Origin of the sequence: Prevotella sp. oral taxon 317 str. F0108, from assembly GCF_000162415.1 — a bacterium.
Taxonomy (GTDB): domain Bacteria; phylum Bacteroidota; class Bacteroidia; order Bacteroidales; family Bacteroidaceae; genus Prevotella; species Prevotella conceptionensis.
Map to the genome: position 1 here is coordinate 50,233 of NZ_GG740078.1, position 25,796 is coordinate 76,028.

General features: G+C 47.8%; 12 protein-coding genes. 6 read left to right on the plus strand and 6 right to left on the minus strand.

The window, feature by feature from the left end; all coding sequences use genetic code 11:
* Nucleotides 1-155: 155 nt before the first annotated feature.
* Both HMPREF0670_RS14230 and HMPREF0670_RS14235 read right to left on the minus strand, forming a co-directional pair.
* The gene (locus tag HMPREF0670_RS14230) at nt 156-2,714 is read right to left on the minus strand and encodes a Plug and carboxypeptidase regulatory-like domain-containing protein (RefSeq protein ID WP_009231846.1); all 2,559 of its coding nucleotides are present in this window, start codon (nt 2,712-2,714) and stop codon (nt 156-158) included.
* Between the two features lie 130 nt (nt 2,715-2,844).
* The gene (locus HMPREF0670_RS14235; protein ID WP_009231847.1) at nt 2,845-3,612 is read right to left on the minus strand and encodes a GLPGLI family protein; all 768 of its coding nucleotides are present in this window, start codon (nt 3,610-3,612) and stop codon (nt 2,845-2,847) included.
* A gap of 527 nt (nt 3,613-4,139) precedes the next feature.
* Here HMPREF0670_RS14235 and HMPREF0670_RS14240 point away from each other — a divergent pair.
* The 4 genes from HMPREF0670_RS14240 (at nt 4,140) to HMPREF0670_RS14255 (ending at nt 9,205) form a co-directional block, all read left to right on the plus strand.
* The gene (locus HMPREF0670_RS14240; protein WP_009231848.1) at nt 4,140-6,080 is read left to right on the plus strand and encodes a PKD domain-containing protein; all 1,941 of its coding nucleotides are present in this window, start codon (nt 4,140-4,142) and stop codon (nt 6,078-6,080) included.
* A 459-nt stretch (nt 6,081-6,539) separates the two neighbouring features.
* A complete protein-coding gene (xseA, locus tag HMPREF0670_RS14245) occupies nt 6,540-7,838 on the plus strand; it encodes an exodeoxyribonuclease VII large subunit (RefSeq protein WP_009231849.1) in 1,299 nt (432 codons plus the stop codon).
* A gap of 201 nt (nt 7,839-8,039) precedes the next feature.
* Nucleotides 8,040-8,237, plus strand: a complete 198-nt coding sequence (gene xseB, locus HMPREF0670_RS14250) for an exodeoxyribonuclease VII small subunit (RefSeq protein ID WP_009231850.1) — start codon at nt 8,040-8,042, stop codon at nt 8,235-8,237.
* 161 nt (nt 8,238-8,398) lie between these two features.
* A complete protein-coding gene (locus HMPREF0670_RS14255) occupies nt 8,399-9,205 on the plus strand; it encodes an NERD domain-containing protein (protein ID WP_009231851.1) in 807 nt (268 codons plus the stop codon).
* A 916-nt stretch (nt 9,206-10,121) separates the two neighbouring features.
* Here HMPREF0670_RS14255 and HMPREF0670_RS14265 read toward each other — a convergent pair.
* Nucleotides 10,122-11,360 (minus strand): reverse transcriptase family protein, encoded by a 1,239-nt coding sequence (locus HMPREF0670_RS14265; protein ID WP_009231853.1) that lies wholly within the window; start codon nt 11,358-11,360, stop codon nt 10,122-10,124.
* A 431-nt stretch (nt 11,361-11,791) separates the two neighbouring features.
* Between HMPREF0670_RS14265 and ruvA the strand changes: the two genes are divergently transcribed.
* Both ruvA and sprA read left to right on the plus strand, forming a co-directional pair.
* Entirely contained in the window at nt 11,792-12,409 is a 618-nt protein-coding gene (gene ruvA / locus HMPREF0670_RS14270) for a Holliday junction branch migration protein RuvA (protein WP_009231854.1), read from the plus strand.
* Between the two features lie 43 nt (nt 12,410-12,452).
* Entirely contained in the window at nt 12,453-20,147 is a 7,695-nt protein-coding gene (gene sprA / locus HMPREF0670_RS14275) for a cell surface protein SprA (RefSeq protein ID WP_009231855.1), read from the plus strand.
* Between the two features lie 1,032 nt (nt 20,148-21,179).
* On the opposite strand, the gene HMPREF0670_RS14280 is transcribed toward sprA, so the two are convergent.
* The 3 genes from HMPREF0670_RS14280 to HMPREF0670_RS14290 form a co-directional block, all read right to left on the minus strand.
* The gene (locus HMPREF0670_RS14280; protein WP_232213941.1) at nt 21,180-22,526 is read right to left on the minus strand and encodes a B12-binding domain-containing radical SAM protein; all 1,347 of its coding nucleotides are present in this window, start codon (nt 22,524-22,526) and stop codon (nt 21,180-21,182) included.
* A 375-nt stretch (nt 22,527-22,901) separates the two neighbouring features.
* Nucleotides 22,902-23,327 carry a hypothetical protein gene (locus tag HMPREF0670_RS14285; protein WP_009231857.1) on the minus strand — a complete coding sequence of 142 codons (426 nt, stop codon included), beginning with the start codon at nt 23,325-23,327 and terminating at the stop codon, nt 22,902-22,904.
* A 4-nt stretch (nt 23,328-23,331) separates the two neighbouring features.
* On the minus strand, nt 23,332-25,467 hold the full coding sequence (locus HMPREF0670_RS14290; protein WP_044078396.1) for a Tex family protein: 2,136 nt from the start codon (nt 25,465-25,467) through the stop codon (nt 23,332-23,334).
* Nucleotides 25,468-25,796: the final 329 nt, after the last annotated feature.

Below are 25,796 nucleotides of genomic sequence, written 5' to 3' on the forward strand. Positions count from 1 at the left end.
AAGGTGGGCGATTGGTGGATAAAAAGGGCACTTATAATGTTAAATTTCTCACTGAAAAGTTGACAAAAGCAGACAAGTTGACGAGTGGACAGTTTTCTTTTGCACCCCCATAGCAATCCGAGCGTATCACCGTTAGCAGCAATTCACACCATGCATCACGGCCTATATGTGAGTGTCAACACCAGTTCACGCCCTCTAACACGCATGTCTGTAGTAGTCCGCACCAAGTCGTTATTCATACTGTAAGCGTAACTGCTCTTGTTCAGCGCATTGGTTAACTTCAACTTGCAGTCAATGTGTCTGCCCACATACCCCAAAGCCAGGTCTACAAACACCATATCCTTATAGCCTCTGTCAGGTAATTGATTGCGATACCATTCCAAGTTGGTTTCCAATTTCATTGCACCCACAAGCGGAATGGTGGCCTGTGCCTCGTGATGCCAGTTATTTAGCGACGACCTTTTGTCCCAATCGGGCATGTACATCTTGCTCCAACGGTAAGACAGGGCATAGTTAAAGTCCATTCCTTTCCATAAAACCATGCCGAGACTAGTCTTCAACCCCAGTCCGTCTGTTTGCAAGGGCATACGCATTCCATCTTGCGATATGTAGGTGTTCGTGTGATTATAGTCCACCATTGTTTGCAGTTTAGTGTTGAACAGCGAAAATCCCTTTGACAACATCGATGTAACTTTCCACATATTATACCGCGTTTCGAAGGGCAACAGCGACAACACAATGTACTTTCCCACAAACTCACGCGATGTGGTATATGGGTTCGTGCCCTGCGTTCGTGTCACATTCACGTTAAAATGCGTAGCCTGCAAGGCGTTTTTATATAGCATTCTTAGTCGTACGTTTCGTTCCCGGCACACGGCATAGCCGTTATAGCCCCTGCTGGCATACTCATAATCTTGCAGAATTAGCACGTCGAAAAACCTGTTGATGTCTACTTGCGAAGTGTATTCGCTTGCACTACACCTGAATTCTAACCGTGGCGTGGCATTCCACTGTATGGTTAGGCCGGGCGAGACGTATGCATGCGACTGGCCACCATGCCCCCGATACCAATACATGTTGTGCTCCAAGAAGGCCGAAAGTGTAAAGCGTACGTCGCGCAAACGATATTCCGCTTCGGGATTGGCGTATAGTTGGCAGAAACCGAAACGACCATCACCAATCTTATTAGCCCAAACACTATCGGGCACGCCATAGAGATTGGACTGCAAATTATGCACAACCGCATTCACACCAAGGCTTGTCGATAGTTTTACTTTATCTATAAGCAAGGCTCCATGCAAACTTGTGTTGGTTTCAAAATAATGCTGTGTAAGGGTCTGTAAAGCCGAATCTGCTTGTATTCGCTGTGGCCTTGTTTCGTAGATGCTGCCCGAATTGAACGACAAGAGGTGCTTACCCCACCGTTTGATAAGGTAAAGGTCGTCTCTGACGGTAAACTTCGGTAGCTTGGCATACACGATATGGGCATTCGTTCCTGTCTCGTTTAGCCATTGCTTACGCCATTCCAGGTCGCCTTGTAGCTTGTTTTTCAGGTAATGGTTGTTGGCATTGTTCTCGTATTTCAATAAGGCGTGGAGATTGTTCTCACGGGTCAATCCATGTTTTTGGTTGTCTGTCAGGCGCGTGTCACCTGCCCTATAATATTCAGTCACCCGTCTTTCCCACGTATTTTCTTCGTTGTTCTCGTATATCAGCTGCAAATTCACCTGCGAAATGTCGTTTATGCGTTTCAGCGTATTTAACGTAAAGCTATGGCTTCTGTTGAAAAGCGACCGTCTACCAAGAAATCCCGAATTAGCCACAGGCAGCTGTATCACATCTGTTAGCCTACTACTTATCTCGTCGAAGTTAAACAGGTTTGTTGTTTCCTTGCCTATTGGTTTACCCAAATTATTGGATTTGTAGGTAGCCATCAGCTGCCATTGTGGCTTAATGCGCATAGCAAAACTCTCGGTTTCCCACAAAGTGCCCTTACTTTTTATGCCAACTGTGCCTTTAGCCGTAACGATCCAGTGTGCCTTCGCTCCGTCTTTCATACGTATGTTCACGGCATCGTCGTTGGTATAAGTAAATTCCTCAAGTACTCTTACTGGTTGATGGTGTTTTATCACCTCCACCGATGCCACCTCACCTTGCGGTAGCGTATTGGTGGCCACACCGTATTTAGCCCCCAGAAGGTCGAGTCCTTCGATGTAAAAGTTGCTTATCGGCTTTCCTCCATAGGAAATTTGGCCGCTCTCCTTGTTCACTTCAAAACCAGGAACGCGCCTCAACACGTCGGCTAATGTTCGGTCGCCGGCTTGTGCATAGGTAGCTAACAGATATTTTATGGTGTCTCCACTAAGCTTGACCTTTTCTGATTTCACGTTTACTTCTTTAAGCGTCACGGCATCATCAGTCATTGTCAGCTTCTGAAAAGGCATGCCCTCCTTCACTTCAATACGCCTAGCCTTATACCCAAGAGAGGAAACTTGCAGGCTGTTTCCCACCTTGGCCTCGATGCTGAATCGCCCTTCCGCATCAGTTTGGCAATAATTCAGCATCTTGTTGCTTTCTGCATCCACGTGTTTCACCACAACCCATTGCATCGGTTGACCGTTTGTATCAGTCAACCGACCTTCCACTTTCACCACTTGTGCACATGTGACGAAAGTCCACAATATGGCTATTGCCATCAAACATGCCTTTTTCATCGTTGTAAAAGTTTAGTTACGTGATGTGAACATGTGCACTATGCCGCCACATCTATAATATAAGGAGAGCAGGAAAGTGAGCTAGGAGCCTCCAAGAAAACTGCTTATTCGTACTCTTCACTCTTACCATTCACTCTAATTCCATTGGTGGGGCGATGATTGTTTTGGGTGGATAGGTCTTGGGATCGGTACTTGCTTTCAAGTATTTCTCACGTGCGATGAGTGTGTACTTATGGTTATAGAAATTGTAAAACATAACGGGCGGCACGCCTTTGGTTTGTAGGCTGTTCGCCTCCAAGTCTATGTAGTTCTCGCAATGGGCTTTTAATATCAGCCCAGGCAAGCCTGCCAGTTTCCAAGGCCCAAGTGGAATGCCAATCTCGGGTGCATACCAAACCGTCCATTCACGCCCCCTGAATCGCGTTTTAGCCATTAGACATTGCTGGCCAACTATCGTTCGCGTGCTATCTGCCACCAAATGCCAGTCCATTTGTGGTATGGGTTCTTCATAAAAACAATAATCGCCGAACAAAGAAGTATACACAGTGATTTTACCTTGCGTTAGATTTCGGTATAAATACTGCCCACACCCTGGGCTATAAGGCATGCGTTTACTGTCGTCGTCACGATGTTCAAGGGCATCCATCATTCTTCTGAGGCGTTCCATATCATAGTCGGGGCCGTTTGGAGAGTTGCTCATAGAGTCAGATACATACTTGTCTATGTTAATATATTGACTCGTATGTTTACCACACCGCAAAGCATATTCGTCTTTATCCTTGCCATACACCACCTTATAATTCACTTCCAGTATGGCCGGTTCAATCACATGTGTAGCTTGGGCCCACAAACTTATGGGTAGGCCACACAACAACACTTTAATCAACATTGTTTTCATTGTCTCAGATAATTAAAAAATGTGTTGGGGAGAGCTTTCTACAACGCCAGTCTGTTTAAGAAGACATTACGTCATTAACTTTTTATTTAGACAATTGAGAGCGTATCGACAGACACTAAGAACCCATTGATTGCAATTCACTTCAACACAAATGTGGTGTATGGCGAAGGTTTGTCAAGGTAAATTCCGTGTGCCATAAACTCATTGATGCTTAAGTTGAATACCGCAAATTTAAGTAAAATAAAAGCAACAACAAAGATAATCACAAATTATTTTTTTAGATGAACAGGAAGCGATGGACATAACTTAGAATATTTGACAAGCGGCCTAATGAACCAATTGGGGCTTAACTTGCCCTCAGCACTTCAAGAACAACTAATGCAAGTGTTGCTGGCGTGCCCTTCTTCCTCACACCTTTCTCACAGCTATCAAGCCAACAAAATATGTTATTTTATTGGTTTAAAACATATTATTGTGTATATTTGCAATACGAAAGCAATATTTTGATTACAAATTAAAACCTCGACATGATGAAAAGAACGCTACTCCTCTTACTCTGTTGCCTGTGTTTCGTGGCATACGGACAGTCGTTACAAGCCAATTTCTATGCCTTAGGAGGAACTACACCCTATTATCGCATGGGGTGGGACTCGGTGGAAGAGGCCAATCAGTGGAAATACTTCGCCCTTAACAACACTGCCACATGGCAGTTATACGAGAAACCAAGCTGGAAAGGGCTGAAACCCTTCTCATACTTCAATCCAAACAGCAAGTTCTCGTTAGGTATTGGCTACTCCAACAAAAAACAAAAGGAAACTGCCCAATCGCCCCAAATAACCATCAAGCCCAACAGCACGTGCAGCTTTTACGCCTGTTTCAGTCCTGGGTTATTGGTCTTTGCCAAATGGAAACTACTTATCACCGATGTAGACACAAAGGAAACGGAAGAATTACTCGATGCGTTCAAATGGTCGCAAGACAATGCTTTCGACGGCCCGAACTGGAACAAGTTCAACATCAAGCTGTCTGCTTACGCCCAAAAGAAGGTACAATTTTCCTTCGTCTATGAGGGTTCAGGTGGCGAAGACGTGTTCATCGACGGATTTGAAGTATCGCAAAACGATGAGAACGCCACCTCCATCCACGTCGTTGAAGGCGAAGAAGTGGCGTTTTACAATTCTTCCGTAGGCAAAGTTACGTCTTATAATTGGAAGTTTGAGGGCGGAACACCCAATGTTTCCACCGACGAGACCCCCAAAGTTGTATATGCAAAGGCAGGAACTTACCCCGTAACGCTGACCGTTAGCAATGGTACGGAGGCGCATAGCTTTACGCGCGAGGCCTATGTAAACGTAAGCAAGAAGGCTCCGCAAGCCTTTATCGGGGTAGAACCAGGCGGTTATCTCTCGCCATTTGTTGGCCGTTTCATCGCCTTAGGCTCGTCGCTCACGTTTAAAGACCTCTCTAAGGGCAACCCCACCCAATGGCAATGGTCGTTCAATGGGGCAAACATCGAGCAGAGCAACGAGCAAAATCCCACCGTAACCTACAACAAACAAGGCGTGTTCAGCGTGGGATTACGTGCAACCAACGATGCCGGAACCAGCAAAGACGCGCTAGTAAACTACATACAAGTGGGTGGACAGCAGCACATTTGGAACATAACGCCCGAAGAAAACCCCAACCTCAATGTCATTGGGCTGGGATTTTATGGTTTCTACGCAGGCTCCAACTGGCTCGGCATGTCAAAGTTTGCCGAACATTTCGATGCACCACAGGCTAAGGCCGAAGTGAAAAGTGTTGACGTTTACTTCGGGTCTACGGTCACGGTTAGCCCTAATGCCGAAATAAGCATTGCCTTAACGCTGGCCGACGACAAGGGTATGCCGGGCCAAGTGCTCGCCACTTCTACGCTAAAAGCGTCTGAATTGGTTTACGACAACAATGCGATAAAGCCAACCACCTTCACTTTCAACACACCCGCAACGGTAGAGAAGGAGTTCTTCGTTGTCATTGGCGGACTGCCCAACAACGATGAGGGCAACAATTCGGACAAGATTGCCATCCTTTGTCTACGCAGACAAGCGAAAGAAAAATCCACAACATACCATCTCTTGGCCGACGAAGACGGCAACAACAAGCCCACTGGCACCTATACGTGGTATCGCAACGACGACGAACCCTTGTCGATGGCCGTTTGTCCATTGCTATCTTACGACCTTTCCACCACTGCATTGCCGCGTAATGAAGCGAATGTGGGCGAAACGCCGCTACGTTTCGACGGCAGCAACCTACTCACCGCCGCCGATTACGATGCTATTGAAGTGTACGCCATGCACGGTGCACGTGTATTATCGGCAACAAAGCCACCCCACGTGCTGTCACTACGCCATCTGCCTGCGGGAGTTTACGTTGTGAAAGCCACTAGGGGCAAGGTGCAAGACACGCTCAAAGTGGTGAAGGAATAAGTAGTAGGGTAGTAAGTAGTAAGGAGTAAAAGAGTAAGTAAGTGCACTTACCACTTACGCCTTACCGCTTACCATCTTACCACTTATCACCCTACTACCTACTCCTTTTCTACTTACCACTTACTACCTTACCACTTACTACCTTACCACTTACTACTTACTACCTTACCACTTACTACCTTACCACTTACCACTTACTACTTACCACTTACTACCTTACCACTTACTACTTACCACTTACTACTTACTACTTACTACCTACTCCTTTACCACTTACCACTTACCACTTACTACTTACTACCTTACTACTTACTACTTACCACTTACCACCCTACTACTTACCACTTACTCCCCCATTTAAGCAAATTATATTTTGTCATTACCACCATTTACCTTAACTTTGCATCACGTAAAGAGTCGCCAACCGCAAGGCTCTCCATACCATTACAACCCAAACCCATGCGCAAAGAAACCCTAACACTGTACGAACTGAACCAAATGGTGCGCGATGCGCTCGCCATAACCATGCCCGACGAATATTGGGTAGAGGCCGAAATCTCTGAAATGAGGGAGATTCGCGGCCACTGTTACATGGAGTTGGTGCAGAAAGACGCGGCGGGAAACACGCCCGTGGCCAAGGCATCGGCCAAATGTTGGAAGAACAAATGGGCGTTTTTGCGCCCCCACTTCGAACGCAACGCCAACCAAATACTACGCGCAGGACTGAAAGTAAGGCTCTTGGTGTACGCCGATTTCCATGAAGCATATGGTTTTTCGTGGATTGTGGCCGACATAGACCCCACTTACACGCTGGGCGACATGGCGCGCAAGCGGCTCGAAATTGTGCAAACGCTGAAACAGCAAGGCGTGTTCGACCTGCAAAAAGACTTTCGCCTGCCGCTATTTGCGCAGCGTGTGGCCGTTATTTCTAGCGAACAAGCGGCTGGTTACGGCGATTTCTGTCGTCATCTGCACGAAAACGAATGGCATTTGCAATTCTCGGTACAGCTTTTTGCTGCCACCATGCAGGGCGAAGGCGTTGAACGGAGCGTCATTGCAGCCCTCAACGCCATCAACGAGCGGCTAGCCGACTTCGATGTGGTGGTTATCATCCGCGGTGGAGGGGCCACCAGCGACCTCAGTGGCTTCGACAGCCTGCCATTGGCCGAGAATGTGGCCAACTTTCCCCTACCAATCATCACCGGCATCGGGCACGACCGCGACGAAAGTGTACTAGATATGGTGTCTTTCCGCCGTGTAAAAACGCCCACTGCTGCGGCCGCTTTTCTGGTAGAACACCTCGCAGAAACCTACCAACGCATTCTCGATGCACAAGAAGAGATGGTGCACCTGGTGCAAAGGCGCATGGAATTGGAGCGCATCCAACTGGCCCGGCTTACCGAAAAGGTGCCGATGTTGTTTTCGTTGGTGCGTACAAGACAAGAGAAAAGGCTCGAAAACCTGGCTCTGCGCATGCAAAACACCATAACAACCACCTTACAACGGCAAGACTTGCGCCTGCAACGGCTGGCACTTGCCCTGCCAACCCACGCCGAACGCCTGCTTACAAAGGCCGCTCATCGCCTCGAACTGCTGCAACAAGCCGTCAAGTCGCACGACCCATCGCTGTTGCTTGCCAAAGGTTACAGCATCACTACGCGTGGCGGAAAGGTGGTACGCAACGCCAACGACTTGCAAAAAGGCGATGTTATCGTTACCCAACTGCAAAAAGGTAAGGTTAAATCTGTTGTTGAATAAGGATTTGAGTTTGGAAGTTTGTGAGGTATTGAGTTGTTGAGTTTATGAATTTGGGAGTGAATTAGTAAGTTTGCTAACCCTATAAACCCCATTACGCTCAACAACAAATAAGCTTATAAAGCCAAACACTCATAAACTCAATAACTTACACAACTCATAAACTCATAAACTCAAAAACTCATAAACTCAAAAACTCAAATTATGGCTAAACAAGAAATAAAATACGAAGAGGCTGTGGCACAACTAGAAGCTATTGTTCGCCGAATGGAAACAGGCGAACTCAACCTCGACTCGCTTGCCGATGAACTGAAAAAGGCTCAGAAACTTATCAAGATGTGCAAAGACAAATTGACTAAGACCGATGAGGAAATAAAGAAAATGCTAGAAGAAGAGGGTTAGCCTCCTTTTATGGCTCTAAGTACATGGTTGTTTTTACTCGCTTTCAACTGCTTATGAATATTAGCGTTGAAGTTGTCTTGGCTTTTAACCCCTCTGAACGAAGATAAGAAAGAGAGAATAGTCAAGATGACTTCTATATAACAATTGAGATGATATAATTCATGCAGTCGTTTTTATCCATACTTCCACTTGTTATCATCATCAGCCTTTTTTCCCTCGGATGGTGGTACTCCTCTCCAAAGCAGAAAGGCAAACGGGGTGAACAGAGAGTAAATGACATCCTTTCCCATTTACCGAAAGAATACCATATATTGTGTGACATTGTGTTGAAAACAAAAAAAGGCACAACACAAATCGACCACATCGTTGTTAGCAAGTATGGCATCATTGCTATCGAAACCAAGAACTATCGAGGCAATATATACGGAGATGACAACCGCAAGGAATGGACGCAGCTTATAGTAACCAAAGTTACTTTTGCGAAAAAATGGTGGAAAACATATACCTACGTCACAAAGAAGCATTTTTATAACCCAGTTAAGCAATCTGCAGGTCATGCTCTCAAAATTAAAGAGCTGCTAACCGCTTATCCACATGTTAAAATAGTTCCTATTGTCGTGTTTACTGGCGGGGCCGTGTTGAATAACGTCAAGAGTAACCATCATGTCATTTACGAAGACAAACTCTTGGAGGTGATAAGTGGATATAAAGCAACATACCTGACAGATAATGATGTTCAAACCATACTTACAATACTTAATGAAAACAATATAAGAGAGAGCGTAAGCGACAGACAACATATTAAGAACATACAGGCGACAGCAAGAGAAGTCAATGAAACTATCAAACAGGGTGTCTGTCCAAAGTGTAGAGGCCATCTTATAGAGCGACGAGGTAAATACGGCACTTTCTATGGTTGCTCAAATTATCCACAATGTAGGTTCACTGTAAGACAGAGGTATAAATGATTTCAATGTCTTAATTTGCTTACCTTTTATTGAAGTCAAGATATTTTTAAACTCAACAGCTAAAAAACACACAAACTCGCAGAGTTAAAAACTTACGACATATTTTACAAAACACAAACTGTTTGCCACTCCTTCTAGCGAAAACAAACGCCCAAAAGCATGCTATTTAGCAGGATTTTCGGTCTTTCGCATTTATTTTTTTGTCTATTTTTGAGCACAACACAAGCAAAATGCACCATTTTGCCTTTCTAGATTGTCGCCGACTCGCAAATTTGCGCCACCCCAAAAACGACTTTTAGTGGTTAAAACATCACCTTTTTAAGCGGGTTTTTCCACTAAGTATGTCTTTCTTTACCATTCACAACCCCCAAAAAGCCAACATACAAGATGCAAGAATATACATTCCACCTTGTATTTTACGGCATTCCGCCTTGCGTTTTGTAGCATTTTACCTTGCATTTAGTAGCAAAACGCCTTGCGTTTTGCTGCATTTCGCACTGCGTTTTGCTGCATTTTACCTTGCGTTTTGCCGCTAAATGCAGTGCAATTTGCTGCAAATAGCACTTTTTTTGTTGTTAATTGCCCACCATTCTGTATAAATACGCATTTATGCACCGCAAAGTGGTTTGCTAACATTATACAGGCTAATGCCAATTTTAGCCCAAAAGAACCTCCGCGAGAATTGAATATTTGCCACCGAATGGGCAATTGGTGAACGGCGAGGGCACTCTCGATGTTAAAAAATACACCAAAAATTTTACACCCGTTCCCAAAAAACAAGATGTGTTTAACAATAAACAAGGCAAAGACAAGCATAAGGCTTTTCGCGTTATGCAATACAAATCTTAGCAATCCTTATGCCCGATGAGGGTTAAAACGCTGCTGATTAACGCGTGCAACAACCAATAAAAAGACATTATGCCAACAAGTTGCAAGCCAGCAAACCCGCTAACGTAAGCGCCACAAAGAGTGCCACAACACCTGCGCAACCCTTTCGTTGCGGTTCGCCAAGATAATCGTTGGCCCTAGAAGGTTCAGGTCTATGCGCGTTAGTGCCGTAAACACCCCTCCTGCGCTTAGGAACATCCCGCTGCATCAGTTGGTTATACTTGTTCCAAAGTTTAAGGTATGTGGGGTCTGTTTCGCCCTTCACCATCTTCATATAGTTCAGTCGACCGCGCAAAACCGCATACAAGGTGAGGTATTCACCATGCCCCCTAGTCTTACCATGTTGCTCACGATAAGCGCGCAAGGCTGCTCTGGCAGTCTCCCAATAGCCATATCGTTCCCACATATATAACAAGCTGCGTATCTGCCGTGCATATTCGCGCGTTACGTTCACCTTATGGCTCACCACAACGCCCGTAACCTGCTGCCTTCGTCCACGTCGTTGCAAGCGCGTTTTGCGGTCGTTCAGCCTAAATCCGTACTTCTCAACGATGGTAGAAACCTGCAAATAAAAACTTCCCGTTGGGCGCAGCACATCCTTGTCGCTGCTAAACGACATGTCATCGGCATAGCGCGAGTAGGTTGCCCCTATGCGTTGGGCGGCGGCAGCCAACTCTTCGTCCATCTTTTTGCACACCATATTCGAGAGTGTTGGCGACGTGGGAAATCCCTGCGGCAACACATCGCCCTGCGGTTCGGCAGCAGTACACAGCCCCGAAAGCAGGCGTGCGGCCTCGGCAGAGCACTTTAAAGGCTCTGCCAACAAAACCTCTTCCACCATTTGCCTAGTAATGGAGGGGAAGAAATCTTTGATGTCGATGTTCAGGATGTAGCGTTTGCCCAGATGCTGTTGGGCATTTTGCACCACCGAACGCCCCTTTACAAAGCCGTAACACCAAGTTGTGGGTTCGTAATACTGCTGCAACAAGGCATTAAAGCCCTTTAACATGTACAACAAACTCTGATGGGGAGCCACGATAGCACGCGTTCCGCCGTGCTTTTTGTGCATGCGGTAGCGTTTTGCCCGGCGGTTGTCTTTACTGGTATCTGCGAAGCAAAGCATCTGGTTTCGCCTGAAACCGGCAAACACACCAATATTGCTGGCCAAGGTATTAAGAACATTGGTCAGCTCGTCGGCCGAATATATGTATTGCAATTGGTTGCCTATTAGTGCTTTTAGGTTTACATCTCTATCAGTTCGGGCCATGCTATCTAGGGTTATATATTAAAAATATAGGAACGCCGTAGAAGTTTACTTTATGGTAAAACCCATTTACCATAAACGATACTTTGTATCAAACTCTGACGAATACATCAGAAACTACCTCTAAATTTCTTCGGCTATTCCTATACGTTGGCAAAGATAAACATTTCTTTTTATACTACAAGCGTTACATTATATGGTTTATGATTTATTTACATTTTGGCATATACGCGGCAATTTCACTTCACAAAAAAGGCACAAATGATGTAAGCAGAACAGCAAACGCCACTTTTGAGCACACAATTAGCTTGTGCAAAGGCACTTACACCCCCTTCTTTCGCCTGCAAATGCAGTTTTTTATGCGCACACACAATAATGCGCAACGAGAGTCGTTATATAATAACGTATACGTACACATATAAAAAACATCATTAATGATTGAATATATCAAGGGCGACTTGGCCGAACTTACCCCAGCCATGGCTGTGATTGAGGCGGCCGGGGTGGGCTATGCGCTCAACATATCGCTGAATACATACACCGCTATCCAAGGTAAAGACAAGGTAAAGCTGTTTGTTCACGAGGCATTGGTAACGGGCGGGCGCGACGATTCGTACACGCTTTATGGGTTCGCCACGCGCCAAGAGCGCGAACTTTATCGCTTGCTTATCAGCGTTTCGGGCGTTGGAGCCAATTCGGCACGCATGATTCTTTCGGGAATGTCGCCCGCCGAACTGTGCAACGTCATTGCCGCCGGCGACGACAAGATGCTGAAAACCGTTAAAGGCATTGGCGCAAAGACGGCGCAACGCATCATCGTAGACCTGAAAGACAAGATTGTTACAAGCGGAGTGGCCCAAGAATTGTCGGTACCCACAAACGCAAACGCCACGGTGATGAACACAGCCGTGAAAGACGAGGCCGTGGGCGCGCTCACCATGCTGGGCTTTGCACCATCTGCATCGGCCAAAGTGGTGGTTGAAATACTGAAAGAACAACCCGAACTGCCCGTTGAACAGGTGGTGAAAGCGGCGTTGAAAATGATAAAGTGACCTAAAAGGCGTGCTGCGAAGTAAGAAAATAAAAAGGACGTTGATGGTGGTGCTCGTCATTTGCTTGACGGGTTATGCCCTCGCTTTGCCCTTTGTGCAAGACAACAGAGGGCGAAGGCAAAACAACCGCACGCAAAGAAACGCCAACACGGCTCCTGCAAGAAACGCCAACACGCCCCAAAACAACACGCCTCAACGCGACGTGGAACGCCCCACCCTACCCGAAGACGAGCAACCGGAAGACACAACGCTGGTGATTGACAACGAAGACACACCCGAAACACAAACCAACGACAACCCCCAAACAGCCCCTGCAACACCGCTTTGGCGCGTGCAGCCCACTACGCCCACCACTTATGGCGACCTGTGGCAAAACGCAATGGACCTGAAACGCCCTGAAAACATGAAACAGGGGGTGGAATATAACGACACGCTTGACCGTTATCTGCTTGGAACGAAATGGGGAAGGACGTATTTGGGAACGCCTATCATGATGACACCCGACGAATATCGGCGTTGGAGCGAACGACAAGCACGCAACAGCTTTTTCAGGAAAAAGAACGACGAGATATATAAGGCGAAAGGCAAAGAGAAGTTCGACTTTACCGACATGCACTTCGACTTAGGTCCTGCCGAAAAGATATTCGGACCTGGCGGCGTGCGCATCAAAACGCAAGGTTCGGCAGAAATTCGTTTCGGTGCTACGCTTAAAAACATCGACAACCCGTCTATACCCATCCGAAATCGCAAGACTACGACGATGAACTTCGACGAGAAGATTAACATCAACATGAACGGAAAGGTGGGAGATAAGGTGAACATGAACCTAAACTACAACACCGATGCCACCTTCGACTTTGATGCGCAGAGCCTTAAACTGAAATACGACGGTAAGGAAGACGAGATAATAAAGCTTGTTGAGGCTGGCAACGTGAGTTTTCCGGCCAACTCATCGCTCATCAAGGGGGCTAGTTCGCTCTTCGGCATACGTACTGATTTGCAGTTTGGTAAGCTGAAATTGCAACTCGTGGCCTCGCAAAAGAAATCGTCGTCGAAAAGCGTTTCTTCGCGCGGAGGCGTGCAACTAACGCCTTTCGAGTTGGATGCAGCCAACTACGAAGAAAACCGACACTTCTTTCTTTCGCACTATTTCCGCGACAAGTACGACGAGTGGATGGCCTCGTTACCCACCGTTAAGAGTGGCATCAGCATCAATCGCGTGGAGGTTTGGGTAACAAACAAGACGGGAACAACCACTAACACGCGCAATATCGTGGCCCTTACCGACCTTGGCGAGGTGAGCCACATCTCTAATCCGCTGTGGAGCGCATCGGGATTGGTGCCTGCCAACAACGCCAACTCCGAATATCCGGCGATGGTTAGCACATACGTTGCAGCCCGCAACATCGACCAAACGTCGACAACACTCGACGGAATAGCGGGTTTCGTGGGCGGAAACGACTACGAAAAACTTCAAAACGCACGACTACTTCAACCCTCCGAGTACACCGTTAACACCACGATGGGCTACATTTCGCTAAGGCAAGGCCTGCAAACAGACCAGGTTTTGGCCGTGGCCTACGAGTACACTTACGGCGGAAACACCTATCAAGTGGGCGAATTTGCTGCCGACAACACCGACACCAATCAGGCGTTGTTCGTTAAATCGCTTAAAAACACCAGTAACAACCCGCGGCAAGGCAACTGGCATTTGATGATGAAGAACGTGTATTATCTGGCAACTTCGGTTGAGAAAGAGCGTTTCCGTCTAGACATCAAGTATCAAAGCGATACCACAGGTGTTTACCTTACTTACATTCCCGAGACGCAAGTAAAAGACCAACCCTTGATTAGGGTGATGGGCGCAGACCGACTTGACAACAACAATAAGGTGCATGCCAACGGCTATTTCGACTTCGTTGAGGGCTATACCATAAGCAACGGGCGCGTGTTCTTGCCCAAAACACAGCCTTTCGGCAAGCACCTGTACAACTATCTTCGGGCCAAGGGCGTGCCAGATGCCGTTGCTCGCAGCTACACTTACGACCAATTGTACGACTCGACCAAGACCATTGCCAAACAAATTGCCGAGAAAAACAAGTTTATTCTTACCGGACAATTCCGCGGAACCAGTGCCAACGTCATCTCACTTGGCGCATACAACGTGCCGCAAGGTTCGGTTGTGGTCACGGCTGGCGGCGTTAGGCTCACCGAAGGCGTAGATTATACCGTGGATTATTATGCCGGCGAAGTAACCATCCTTAACCAAAGCATCTTGGATGCAGGCACAGCGGTGAACGTTTCGCTAGAAAGCAACACCGACTATGGCCAACAACGCAAAACGATGTTCGGCCTAAACTGGGAATACAACTTTTCGAAAGACCTGCAACTAAGCGGTACTTTGCAGCACCTGACAGAGCAAGCACTGACCACGAAGGTGAATATGGGTGCCGAACCGCTGAACAATACCCTATGGGGACTGAACCTTAATTGGAAGAAAGAAAGCCAATGGCTTACCAATTTGCTCGACAAAATACCCTTTTTGCACGTTACTCAGCCCTCGCAGATTAGCTTTACGGGCGAGTTTGCCCACCTCATAGCGGGCCGTAACAAGGGAACGCAAGACAATGCCTCGTATCTCGACGACTTTGAAACCACAAAAAGCTCGCTCGATGTTAGCACGCCCACCTCGTGGACGTTGGCCAGCACGCCCTCGATGTTTGCCGAACACAACGACAAAGCCACGCTTAACAGCGGATTTAACCGCAGCCTACTGGCTTGGTACACCATAGACCCGCTGTTTACTCGAAGAAGTAGCTCGCTAACGCCCTCGCATATCAAGGGCGACTTGCAACAATTGTCCAACCATTACGTGCGCGAAGTGCCCGTAAGAGAGCTTTTTCCCAAGCGCGACCAAAACAGTTATGGTGGCGTTTCAACCCTATCGGTGCTCAATTTGGCCTTCTACCCGGCCGAAAGAGGACCTTACAACTTCAATCCCAACCTTAATCCCGACGGTACACTCGACAATCCCGACAAGCGTTGGGGCGGTATGATGCGCAAACTAGACACAAACGACTTTGAGGCTGCCAACATCGAGTACATCGAATTCTGGATGCTCGACCCCTTTATCTATTCTAATCGCCAGCCCAACGCCAACGACTACGGCGGCGACTTCTACCTCAACCTGGGCGAAGTGAGCGAAGACGTGCTGCGCGACGGCAAGAAATTTTACGAAAGCGGCATGCCTGTGGACGGCTCACAAAGCTTTGTTACCACCCAATGGGGTAAGATACCCACCCAAGCCACCACTACTTACGCCTTCGCAACATCGCGTGGAGCGAGGGCATTGCAAGACGTTGGGTTTAACGGATTGAACGATAACGAGGAGCGTTCGTTCCCCGCTTACCAGTCGTTCCTTAACGCGGTAAGGGGCAGGGTGAATGCTGCCGTATTCGATTCGATACAGGCCGACCCCGCCAACGACAACTACCACTACTTCCGCGGCTCTGATTACGACCGTGCCGAACTGCCCATCTTGCAACGATACAAACGCATAAACAACCCCCAAGGCAACTCGCCCGACAGCGACCAACGCAGCGAAAGCTACGACACGTCGTACAAGTCTACGCCCGATGTGGAAGACATCAACCAAGACTATACGCTCAACGAATACGAAAAATACTACCAATACCACGTATCGCTGCGCCCACAAGACATGGTGGTGGGCCGTAACTTCATCGTAGACAAGCGCGAAGCATCGGCCTCTCTGCGCAATGGCACCAACGAAAACGTTACTTGGTATCAGTTCCGCATCCCCGTTCGCGAATACGAAAAGCGGTTCGGTTCCATCTCCGACTTTTCCAGCATCCGTTTCATGCGTATGTTCCTCACGGGCTTTAAGCGCCCCATCGTTTTGCGTTTCGGTTCGCTCGACCTTGTGCGGGGCGAATGGCGTAGTTACGAACAAAACCTTAGCAACACGGCCTCACAAACAGGAAGGATGTCGGTTAGTGCCGTAAGCTACGAAGAAAACAGCGACAAAACGCCCGTCAACTATATCCTTCCGCCTGGAATAGAGCGCGGAGCCGACCCCAACCAGCCGCAAATGGTGGAGAACAATGAGCAAGCACTGAGCCTTGTTGTGGACAATCTAGGTCAGGGCGAAGCGAAAGCCGTGTACAAAAACACCACTATCGACCTGCGACAATATCGTCGTTTGCAGATGTTTGTGCACGCCAACGCGCTCGAACCCAATGCCACAGCCTTGGCCAACGGCGAGTTGTCGGTGTTCATTCGCTTGGGTAGCGACTACAAAAACAACTTCTACGAATACGACATTCCCCTATCGCTCACCCCAGCACACCGCTATAACGACCGCTTGTGGGCAGATAGTCGCGCCGTTTGGCCCGAAGAAAACATGCTCGACATTGCCCTCAGCGTGTTTACCAACTTAAAGAAGGCACGCAATAAGGCACGTGCCACGGGATTAGCCTCGTTTACTTCGCTATACAGTGCCTACGATGTTGATAAACCCAAGAACAAGGTTAGCATCATGGGTAACCCCACTTTGGGCGAGGTTAAAACCATTATCATCGGCGTGCGCAACAATGCCGCCACGCAAAAAAGCGGCGAAGTATGGGTGAACGAACTGCGATTGAAGGAATATGAGAACGAAGGCGGATGGGCTGCACAAGGAAACCTTAACGTGCAACTATCCGATTTCGGAACGCTTAACCTGCAAGGACGATACGTTTCAGAAGGTTTCGGCGGACTGGAAGACGGCGTTGCCGACCGCGCCAAAGACAACTTTAAGGCTTACAGCGTAACAACAAACCTCGAATTGGGTAAGTTCTTCCCCGAAAAAGCCAAGGTCTCGGCTCCGCTTTACTACTCGCGAACACAGGAAGAAAGCAGTCCGAAGTACAATCCCCTTGACACCGACTTGCGCCTTAAAGATGCTCTCGATGCGGCAAACCGCCAAGAACGCGACTCAATTAAAAGCATTGCCATACGGCGTACCACCAATACAAACTTCTCGTTGTCTAATGTTCGCATCGGCATACAGAACAAACGCCACCCCATGCCCTACGACCCGGCCAACTTCTCGTTCTCGTACAGCAACTCTTCGCGTTTCACTAGCGGCGAAACAACCGTCTACGAACGCGAAAACAACTGGCGTGCCGCAATGGCATACAATTGGACTCCCGTGTACAAACCCCTCGAACCATTTAAGAATATTAAAAGCAAGAGCAAGTGGCTAGACATTCTTAAACGGTTCGGACTGAACTGGCTGCCTCAAAATCTCTCGTTTAACTCCGACATCAACCGCAGTTATTACGAACTGCAAGAGCGCGACATGGAGAGCAAGGGCGGCGACCGCTTACCGCTAACCTTTAATTCGCAATTCCTTTGGAACCGCGACTTTGCCATTCGTTGGGACCTAACGCGCAACCTGCACGCCAATTTCCAAAGTGCCACACACGCCGAAGTGGAACAACCCTACACACCCGTCAACAAAGATCTGTACGCCGAACGCTACCAAGCCTGGAAAGACTCGGTGTGGAACAGCATACGAAACTTCGGCACGCCGCTAGATTACAACCAGTCGTTCACGCTTTCTTACCAACCGCCGCTCAACTTGTTGCCCATCTTCAATTGGGTTAATGCCGACCTCACCTATAACGCCACCTATCGTTGGGTTCGCGGAACGCAACTCGAAGACGGTTCTTCGTTGGGCAACACCATTGCCAACAACCGCGACTTAAATCTCAACGGAACGTTCGACCTCGTGCGCCTTTACAACCAAATACCTTTCCTTAAAAAGGCCAACGAACGCTTTAACCGCGAGCCAAACACTGCCGAACTGAGCAGAAAACGCGAAGAAAGGCAGGCCGAACAGCGGAGAAAGGCGCAAGAACGCAAGGCTATGGAGGCGCGAATGAAGGGTAAAGGCGTTACGCCCAATGGCCAAAAGATTGATAATAACGAGACTTTGGCGCAACAGCAACGCAACGAATTGCCCAAAAACCGCAACAGCTTTGAGCAAGAAATAACCCTCATGCCCGACTCAACCTTCATCATCAGCCACAACAAACGCTCGAAACGGCTAATGGTTACGGCACGAACAGAAGACGGCAAACGTTTCCCACTGAAGTTTAAAACCAGTGGCGAGAACAGCATACGCATACTTAGCAAGGTAGACTCGGCACTAAGGCTGAAACTAACCGTAACTCCGCGGCAGCCACAAGAAAAGCAGTCGTGGTACGAAACGGCGCAAACCGTGGCGCGCGTGCTGATGATGGTGCGCAACGTAAGCATCTCTTACCGCAACCAATACGCCATATCGCTACCCGGTTTCATGCCGCGCATTGGCGACGCGTTCGGTCAGGCGCGCCTTCCCTCTGCCCTTTCGCCTGGCTTAGACTTTGCTTTTGGACTTACAGACGACTCTTACATCAATAAGGCACGCAACATGGGATGGTTGCTCGACAACGACTCTATCGCCACACCTGCCGCAACTACCAAGACCGAAGACCTGCAACTGCGCATGACACTCGAACCCGTGCGCAACTTAAAGATAGACCTGCACGCCTCGCGAACGCAAACCACGGCGCGAAACATCCAATATATGTACGCCGGAACACCCACAACGCAAAACGGAACGTTTATGATGACCACCATATCTATACGTAGTGCGTTTGAGGGAATGGGTTCGGCGGCCAACGGATACCGCAGTGCATCGTTCGAAAGGTTCTGCAATGCCCTCGATGCCTTCCGCAATCGTGTGGAATCGCAATATGTAGGGGCACGCTATCCCGCAGGAACAAGTATGGCAGGTGCAGTGTTCAATCCGGCCAACGGAGCAGTAGACCGATATGGTTCGGACGTAATGATACCCGCTTTCCTCAACACTTACACGGCGATGGGCGGCTCTTCGCTCAACATTTTCCCAACATTGGCGCGCCTGCTGCCCAACTGGACCCTCCGTTATAGCGGTTTAGGCAAGCTGCCTTGGCTGCGCGACCACTTCAAAAGCGTAAACATCAACCACGGCTATAAGAGCATTTACGCCGTTGGAGCCTACGCATCGTACAACACCTTTGTTGAATACATGAACGGATTGGGTTTCATCAGCGACGTTACAACGGGCAATCCCCTTCCGCGAAGTCTGTACAACGTGGCCAATGTAAGCATAAACGAGGCTTTCTCACCACTGCTTGGCGTTGATATGACCTTTAACAACAACCTCACCGCCAAGGTTGAATATCGCTCAACGCGCGTGCTGAACCTCAGCATGACAAGTGTTCAGATAAACGAGGCCGTCAGTCGCGACTGGGTTGTGGGCATGGGCTATCGCATCAACAACTTTAAACTCTTTGGAATGCGTGCGCCACGTGCCAAGAAGACAAAGACTAAGCGCACCGACACCAACGAAAGTACAGCCACAAGCAGCAGTTCGCAGGGCAACCCCAACCACGATTTAAACATGCGCCTCGACCTAAGTTACAGGTCGCAAGCTAGCATCAGTCGCGACATTGCCACGCGAACAAGTGCCGCAAGCAGCGGTAACACGGCCATTAAGATTAGTTTCTCGGCCGACTACACGCTCTCGCGCCTGCTCACCATGAGCTTTTTCTACGACCGACAAACCAATACGCCCCTATTAAGTAGCAACAGCTACCCCACCACAACGCAAGACTTCGGCCTAAGCCTTAAATTCTCGCTCACCCGATAAAGCCCTTAACCTTCGGGCTTGGCTTTGGCAGACCGATACTTATGCTAAGGCCTGAACACACGCATGAAAACAACTTATGGGTTCATGAGTTTATAAATTCATTAGCTTGCAAGTTAATGAGTTTGTTAGTTTATCCCAAATCGGTCGTAGAAAAAATGTTTTCATTTTGCCAAAGGAAAAAAATAAACACGCGCAAATCAAATCAAGAACTCATCAACTCAAAAGAGCTCCAACTCAGAAAATCACCAAATCAAAAAGCTTAAATTATTATTTTTCTTTTACAAAACCACTCAAGTTTTCGCTCCGTTCTAGCGAAAACATCAGTTATAAAGTAGGTAAATAGCCACTATTTCCAGCCTTTCACTCCTCTTGTCTTGTCTGTTTTGAAGAACAAAACCTGCATTTTGCACCATTTAGCCTTTCTAGTTTGGCTGCCCGCCCATTATTTTTTGCGCCCAACAACCCACTTTTAGCCCCTAAAAAACCACTTTTTAACGATTATTTTGCCCATTTTAACCATGTGTTTCATGGTTCTAAGAGGTTTTATTTATACCATAGCAGTGTATGTTTATGCTTTTCACCTTGCATTTAGCACCATTTTACCCTGCATTTAGCACCATTTTACCATGCGTTTTGCACCAAAACGCACTGCATTTAGCACCAAAACGCACCGCATTTAGCACCAAAACGCAGTGCATTTAGCAGCAGAACGTACGTTATTTTGCTGAAAAGGGTCCAAAAACTGGTACAAACAGCACTCTTTTAAAATAAATATTCATTTTGCCGCATTCACATACTAACCCTTTTTTGCCCCAAAAACAACCTTCGCGAGAATCGATTTTTTGCGGCAAGTTGGCGATTGGTGGACAAAAAAGGCACTCAGAATGTTAAATTTCCTACTAAAAACTAGACAAAAAAAAAAAACGATTATCGCATATACACACGCAGGGGCAACGGAACGGGGGAACATGTACACTTACAAGCACTAGCGCGAGCGGTTGTAGGGCTTGCAAGACGATTTCATATAATAGTTTACTTGGTGTGTGATAATAATTGTTCAAGCAACGGAAGTGCCTTGTTCAATCCCCCTACCCTGACAAGAGCTCCCCAAACCTGTTCAAATTTCTTCCAGCCTCCTGTGTACATAAGGTGCGTAATTCGCTGTGTAAGGGTCGTATCATGACTACACGCACGAAGGATGTTGTTCCATGAATAGAATGACCTACATGCCCAGTCATAGCCTTCTTTCAATTGCTCTGCGGTAAGACCCCTTGTTTGATATACAACGGTGCGTGTGTCATACTTACTCCAATCGTAGGTGAGTATTCTTCCTTCAGTTTCCATCCGCTGAAACTGTCGCGTGCCGGGGTACGGGGTTAGGATATGATATGTTGCAGTTGTTATTGCGTTATCCACTCCCCAATCAACAGTACGGCGAAAGACATCTGCATCATCGTGGTCTAATCCGAACACAAAACTACCATTGATCATGATACCAAGGCTATGCAGCCGCTGAACTGCCGCACTATAATCGCGCTGAAGGTTCTGACATTTGTTGCTTGCCTTTAAGTTTTCTGGCGAGAATGTCTCAAAGCCGATGAAAACACTCCGCATTCCTGCTTCGGCAGCCTTCTCTATAAGATCGCCTTCAAGGATAGATTGAACCGTTGCCGCGCTTTGAAAAACGCGATTCATGCCTTTCATGCCCTCAAACAGTTCGGCAGCAAACCTTTTACTGCCAAGCAAATGGTCATCTAGAAAATAAAGGTGTCTGCCTGGAAGTGCATCGATTTCTTTCAAAGCCGCATCAACACGAGCCGTATAAAAGAATTTTCCACCCTCATAAAAAGCATCCTTATAGCAGAAATCACAATGATGTGGGCATCCCCTTGATACGACAAGCGAATTAGGAACAAAATACTTACTTCGTTTTATGAGATCGCGACGAACGGGAGGAATGTCTTCAATAGAACGCCATTTTGCGGAATATCGCTTTTGTGCACAACCGTTTCTGAAATCATTGATAAACCTAGGAAATGCCTCTTCGCCAGGACCTATTATAATGGTATCGGCATGCAAGGCCGCCTCTTCGGGAAGTGCAGTAATATGTAACCCGCCCATAACGACATATACCCCACGACTCCTGTAACTATCCGCTATGGCGTAAGCCCTATAAGCATTTGTAACATATACCTGAATACATACCAAATCGGGAGTATCGGTTAGGTCTAGTTTCTCAACATGCTGATCTAAAAGCACAACTTCATCATCGTCGTGGAAATATCCTGCTAGTGTTGCCAACCCTATTGGAGGAAACAGCGAATATTTTATAGGGCGCCAATATGGGCTCTTTGCTTCATCCAAAGATGGCAAAATCATCTTCACTCTCAACGGCCTTCTCATTTCAATAGTATTAAATCATGTCTTTATTCGTCTTAGTAAAAAGGTAAACCATTTTTCACCATTAGGAGTTAAGGAGTTATGGAGTTAAGGAGTTAAGCCAAATGTATAGGTGGCGTTAGGCTAATAGGATAATTCTGACCAGTCTGACTTGTCTGACCTGTCCGACCTGTCCGACCTGTCTGACCTGTCCGACCTGTCCGACTTGTCCGACTTGTCCGAAAGCTAGAAAGAACTAGAAACCTAGAAACCGCTAGACACCTTTAAAGGCGTTAGCCATTTTTTCACCTTTTCACCCTTTCACTTTTTCACCTTTTCACCCTTTCACCCTTTCACCTTTTCACCCTTTCACCTTTAATAGCTCTTCACCTTAAACTGCATCACCTTGGGCAACTTCACCCACTTGCGGTCTACCACAATCTTAATAGGACTTCCTTCCAGCTGCTTGAGCGTATAGGTGCTATCATTTTCTTTCTCCAACTTGGCCTCCAAGTCTTCACTGCCATAATCGTTGATGATAAACAGCTTAGCCTCCTTATCCTTATTGAGCTTCACATCGGTGATAAGCCACAGGCGCGTATCGAACTTCGACCCAAGATAACCAGGCAGTTTGCCAAATAATTCTTGCCCACGCGCCACCACATCCTTATCGTGGAAATTGATGCGCATGTACACATTGTACTCGCTATTGTAGAGATGGCCCTTAAAACTCTTTCGTTCTTGACCGTAACCAACAAGCGCGAACAACGCCATGAGCGCGAAAATAAAAAGCTGTTTCATAACATCACACCCCTTTCATCGTTAAAGAAATTCTGTTTCGCCTAGTGTCTACCTCCACCACTTTCACCTGAACATGCTGGTGTAGCTTAACCACTTCGGCAGGATCGGCCACATATCGGTTGGCCAATTGCGACACATGCACCAGTCCGTCTTGATGAACACCCACATCTACAAACGCTCCAAACTTGGTGATATTGGTAACTATGCCAGGCAAGAGCATGCCCGGAACAAGGTCGGCAATGGTATGCACGCGCTCGTCGAAGGCAAACTCTTCGAGGTCTTCACGCGGATCGCGCCCCGGTTTCTCCAATTCGGCCACAATATCGTTAAGCGTTGGCATGCCCACCTCGGCCGTTACGTACTTGGCTAGCGGGATCTGCCTAATCTTTTCGTTGTTCCCAATGAGCTGACCCACAGAGCAGCCCATATCTTTGGCCATGCTTTCAACCACGGTATAGCATTCGGGGTGCACTGCACTGTTGTCTAACGGGTTCTTCGCACCGTCTACTCGTAAGAAACCCGCACACTGTTCGAAGGCCGCAGGACCAAGTCGGGGTACCTTTTTCAGTTGCGCACGCGAGGTGAATGCCCCATTATCGCGACGATAATCCACAATGTTTTTCGCCAAGGTAGGGCCTAATCCGCTGATGTAAGTAAGCAAATGCACGCTGGCCGTATTGACATTAACGCCCACGAGGTTAACGCAACTCTCCACCGTTGTGTCTAGACTTTTCTTCAACTTGCCCTGATCAACGTCGTGTTGGTATTGCCCAACACCGATACTCTTCGGGTCTATCTTCACCAATTCGGCCAAAGGGTCCATCAGTCGCCTACCAATCGACACCGCCCCACGCACGGTAACATCCTCGTCGGGGAACTCGTCGCGTGCTGTTTTCGATGCCGAATAAACCGATGCGCCATCTTCGCTCACCACATACACGGGTATTCGCGGCTCGGCTGCATTGCCTGCCTGCCGCAAGATGTCGGCCGTTTCGCGACTGGCAGTGCCGTTGCCCACAGCGATAGCATCTACCTTAAAACGATTGGCAATCTTCTGAAACTGCGTTTTGGCGGCCTGCTCGTTGCCGCGCGGCGTAAACGGATACACAACATCATGATAAAGCAAGTTGCCCTGCGCATCAAGACACACCACTTTGCAGCCCGTGCGAATGCCAGGGTCTACACCCATCACGCGTTTTTGACCCAATGGGGCGGCGAGTAGCAGCTGACGGAGGTTGAGCGAAAACACGCCAATAGCCTCTTCGTCGGCCTTTTCCTTGCTGGCAGCAGCAAATTCGTTTTCCACCGATGGCTCTATCAGTCGTTTGTAGGCATCGGCCACGGCCTCTTCAACCAACTGCGCGCACGCACCGCGCCCCCTAACGTAGTGTCGTTGCAGGCGTTCGGTGGTCTCTTCGCCGTCTATAGAGATGCTCACACGAAGAAAACCCTCGCTCTCGCCGCGCCTCATGGCCAGCAAGCGATTGCCGTTGCAGCGGCGAAGTGGCTCAGAAAAGTCGAAATAATCGGTGTATTTCTGCGCCCCTTCCTCGTCTTTCTTAGCGGCAACCACCTTAGATGAGATGATGGCCTCGCGCTTAAAGGCGTTGCGCACCTGCTGTCGGGTTTGTTCGTTCTCGCTAATTGTTTCGGCAATAATGTCTTGTGCGCCCTTAATGGCGGCCTCAACGTCTTTTACATCGCCCTTAACGTAGGCTCGTGCCACGCTTTGGGGGTTGGGTTCGCGTTGCAACAAGATGGTTTGCGCCAAGGGTTCGAGCCCCTGTTGGCGTGCCACCTGCGCGCGAGTACGGCGTTTGGGCTTATAGGGCAGGTATATATCTTCGAGCGTGGTGCTGTCCCAAGTGTTGTCGATACGACTTTTCAGTTCGGGAGTAAGCTTGCCCTGCTCGTCAATTGTTTTGCAAATGGTTTCCTTGCGCTTTGTAAGTTCGGTGAGTTTGTCTTTCCATTGGCTGATATTGGCAATCTGCACCTCATCCAGTCCGCCTGTTTTCTCTTTACGATAACGGCTGATAAACGGGATGGTGCAGCCCTCGTCGAGCAGTGCGAGGGTGTTTGCCACTTTGGTTTGGTTTAGTTCAAGGCTCGTGGCGATGATGTTTGCGTATTCGTTCATGTGTGCAAAGATACAAAAAAACGCTGTCCGCGTAAAGTTGGACAGCGTTTTTAGTAAAATTTAGTGTAGGGAAAGAGGTTTCTCTAAGGGGTTAAGGTGCCTCTTTGATCTGTTAAAGAGCGATGGAGTTAAACCAATAGCTGTATTGATTAACAAGTTGACGAGCTGACGAGTCAACAAGTACTAGGCGCAGCCATCTTTTCACTTTTTCATCTTTTCACCTTTAAAAGGCGCAGCCATCTTTTCACCTTTTCACTCTTTCACCTTTAAAAGACGAAGCCATCTTTTCACTTTGTCACCCTTTCACCCTTTCACCTTTAAAAGGCGCA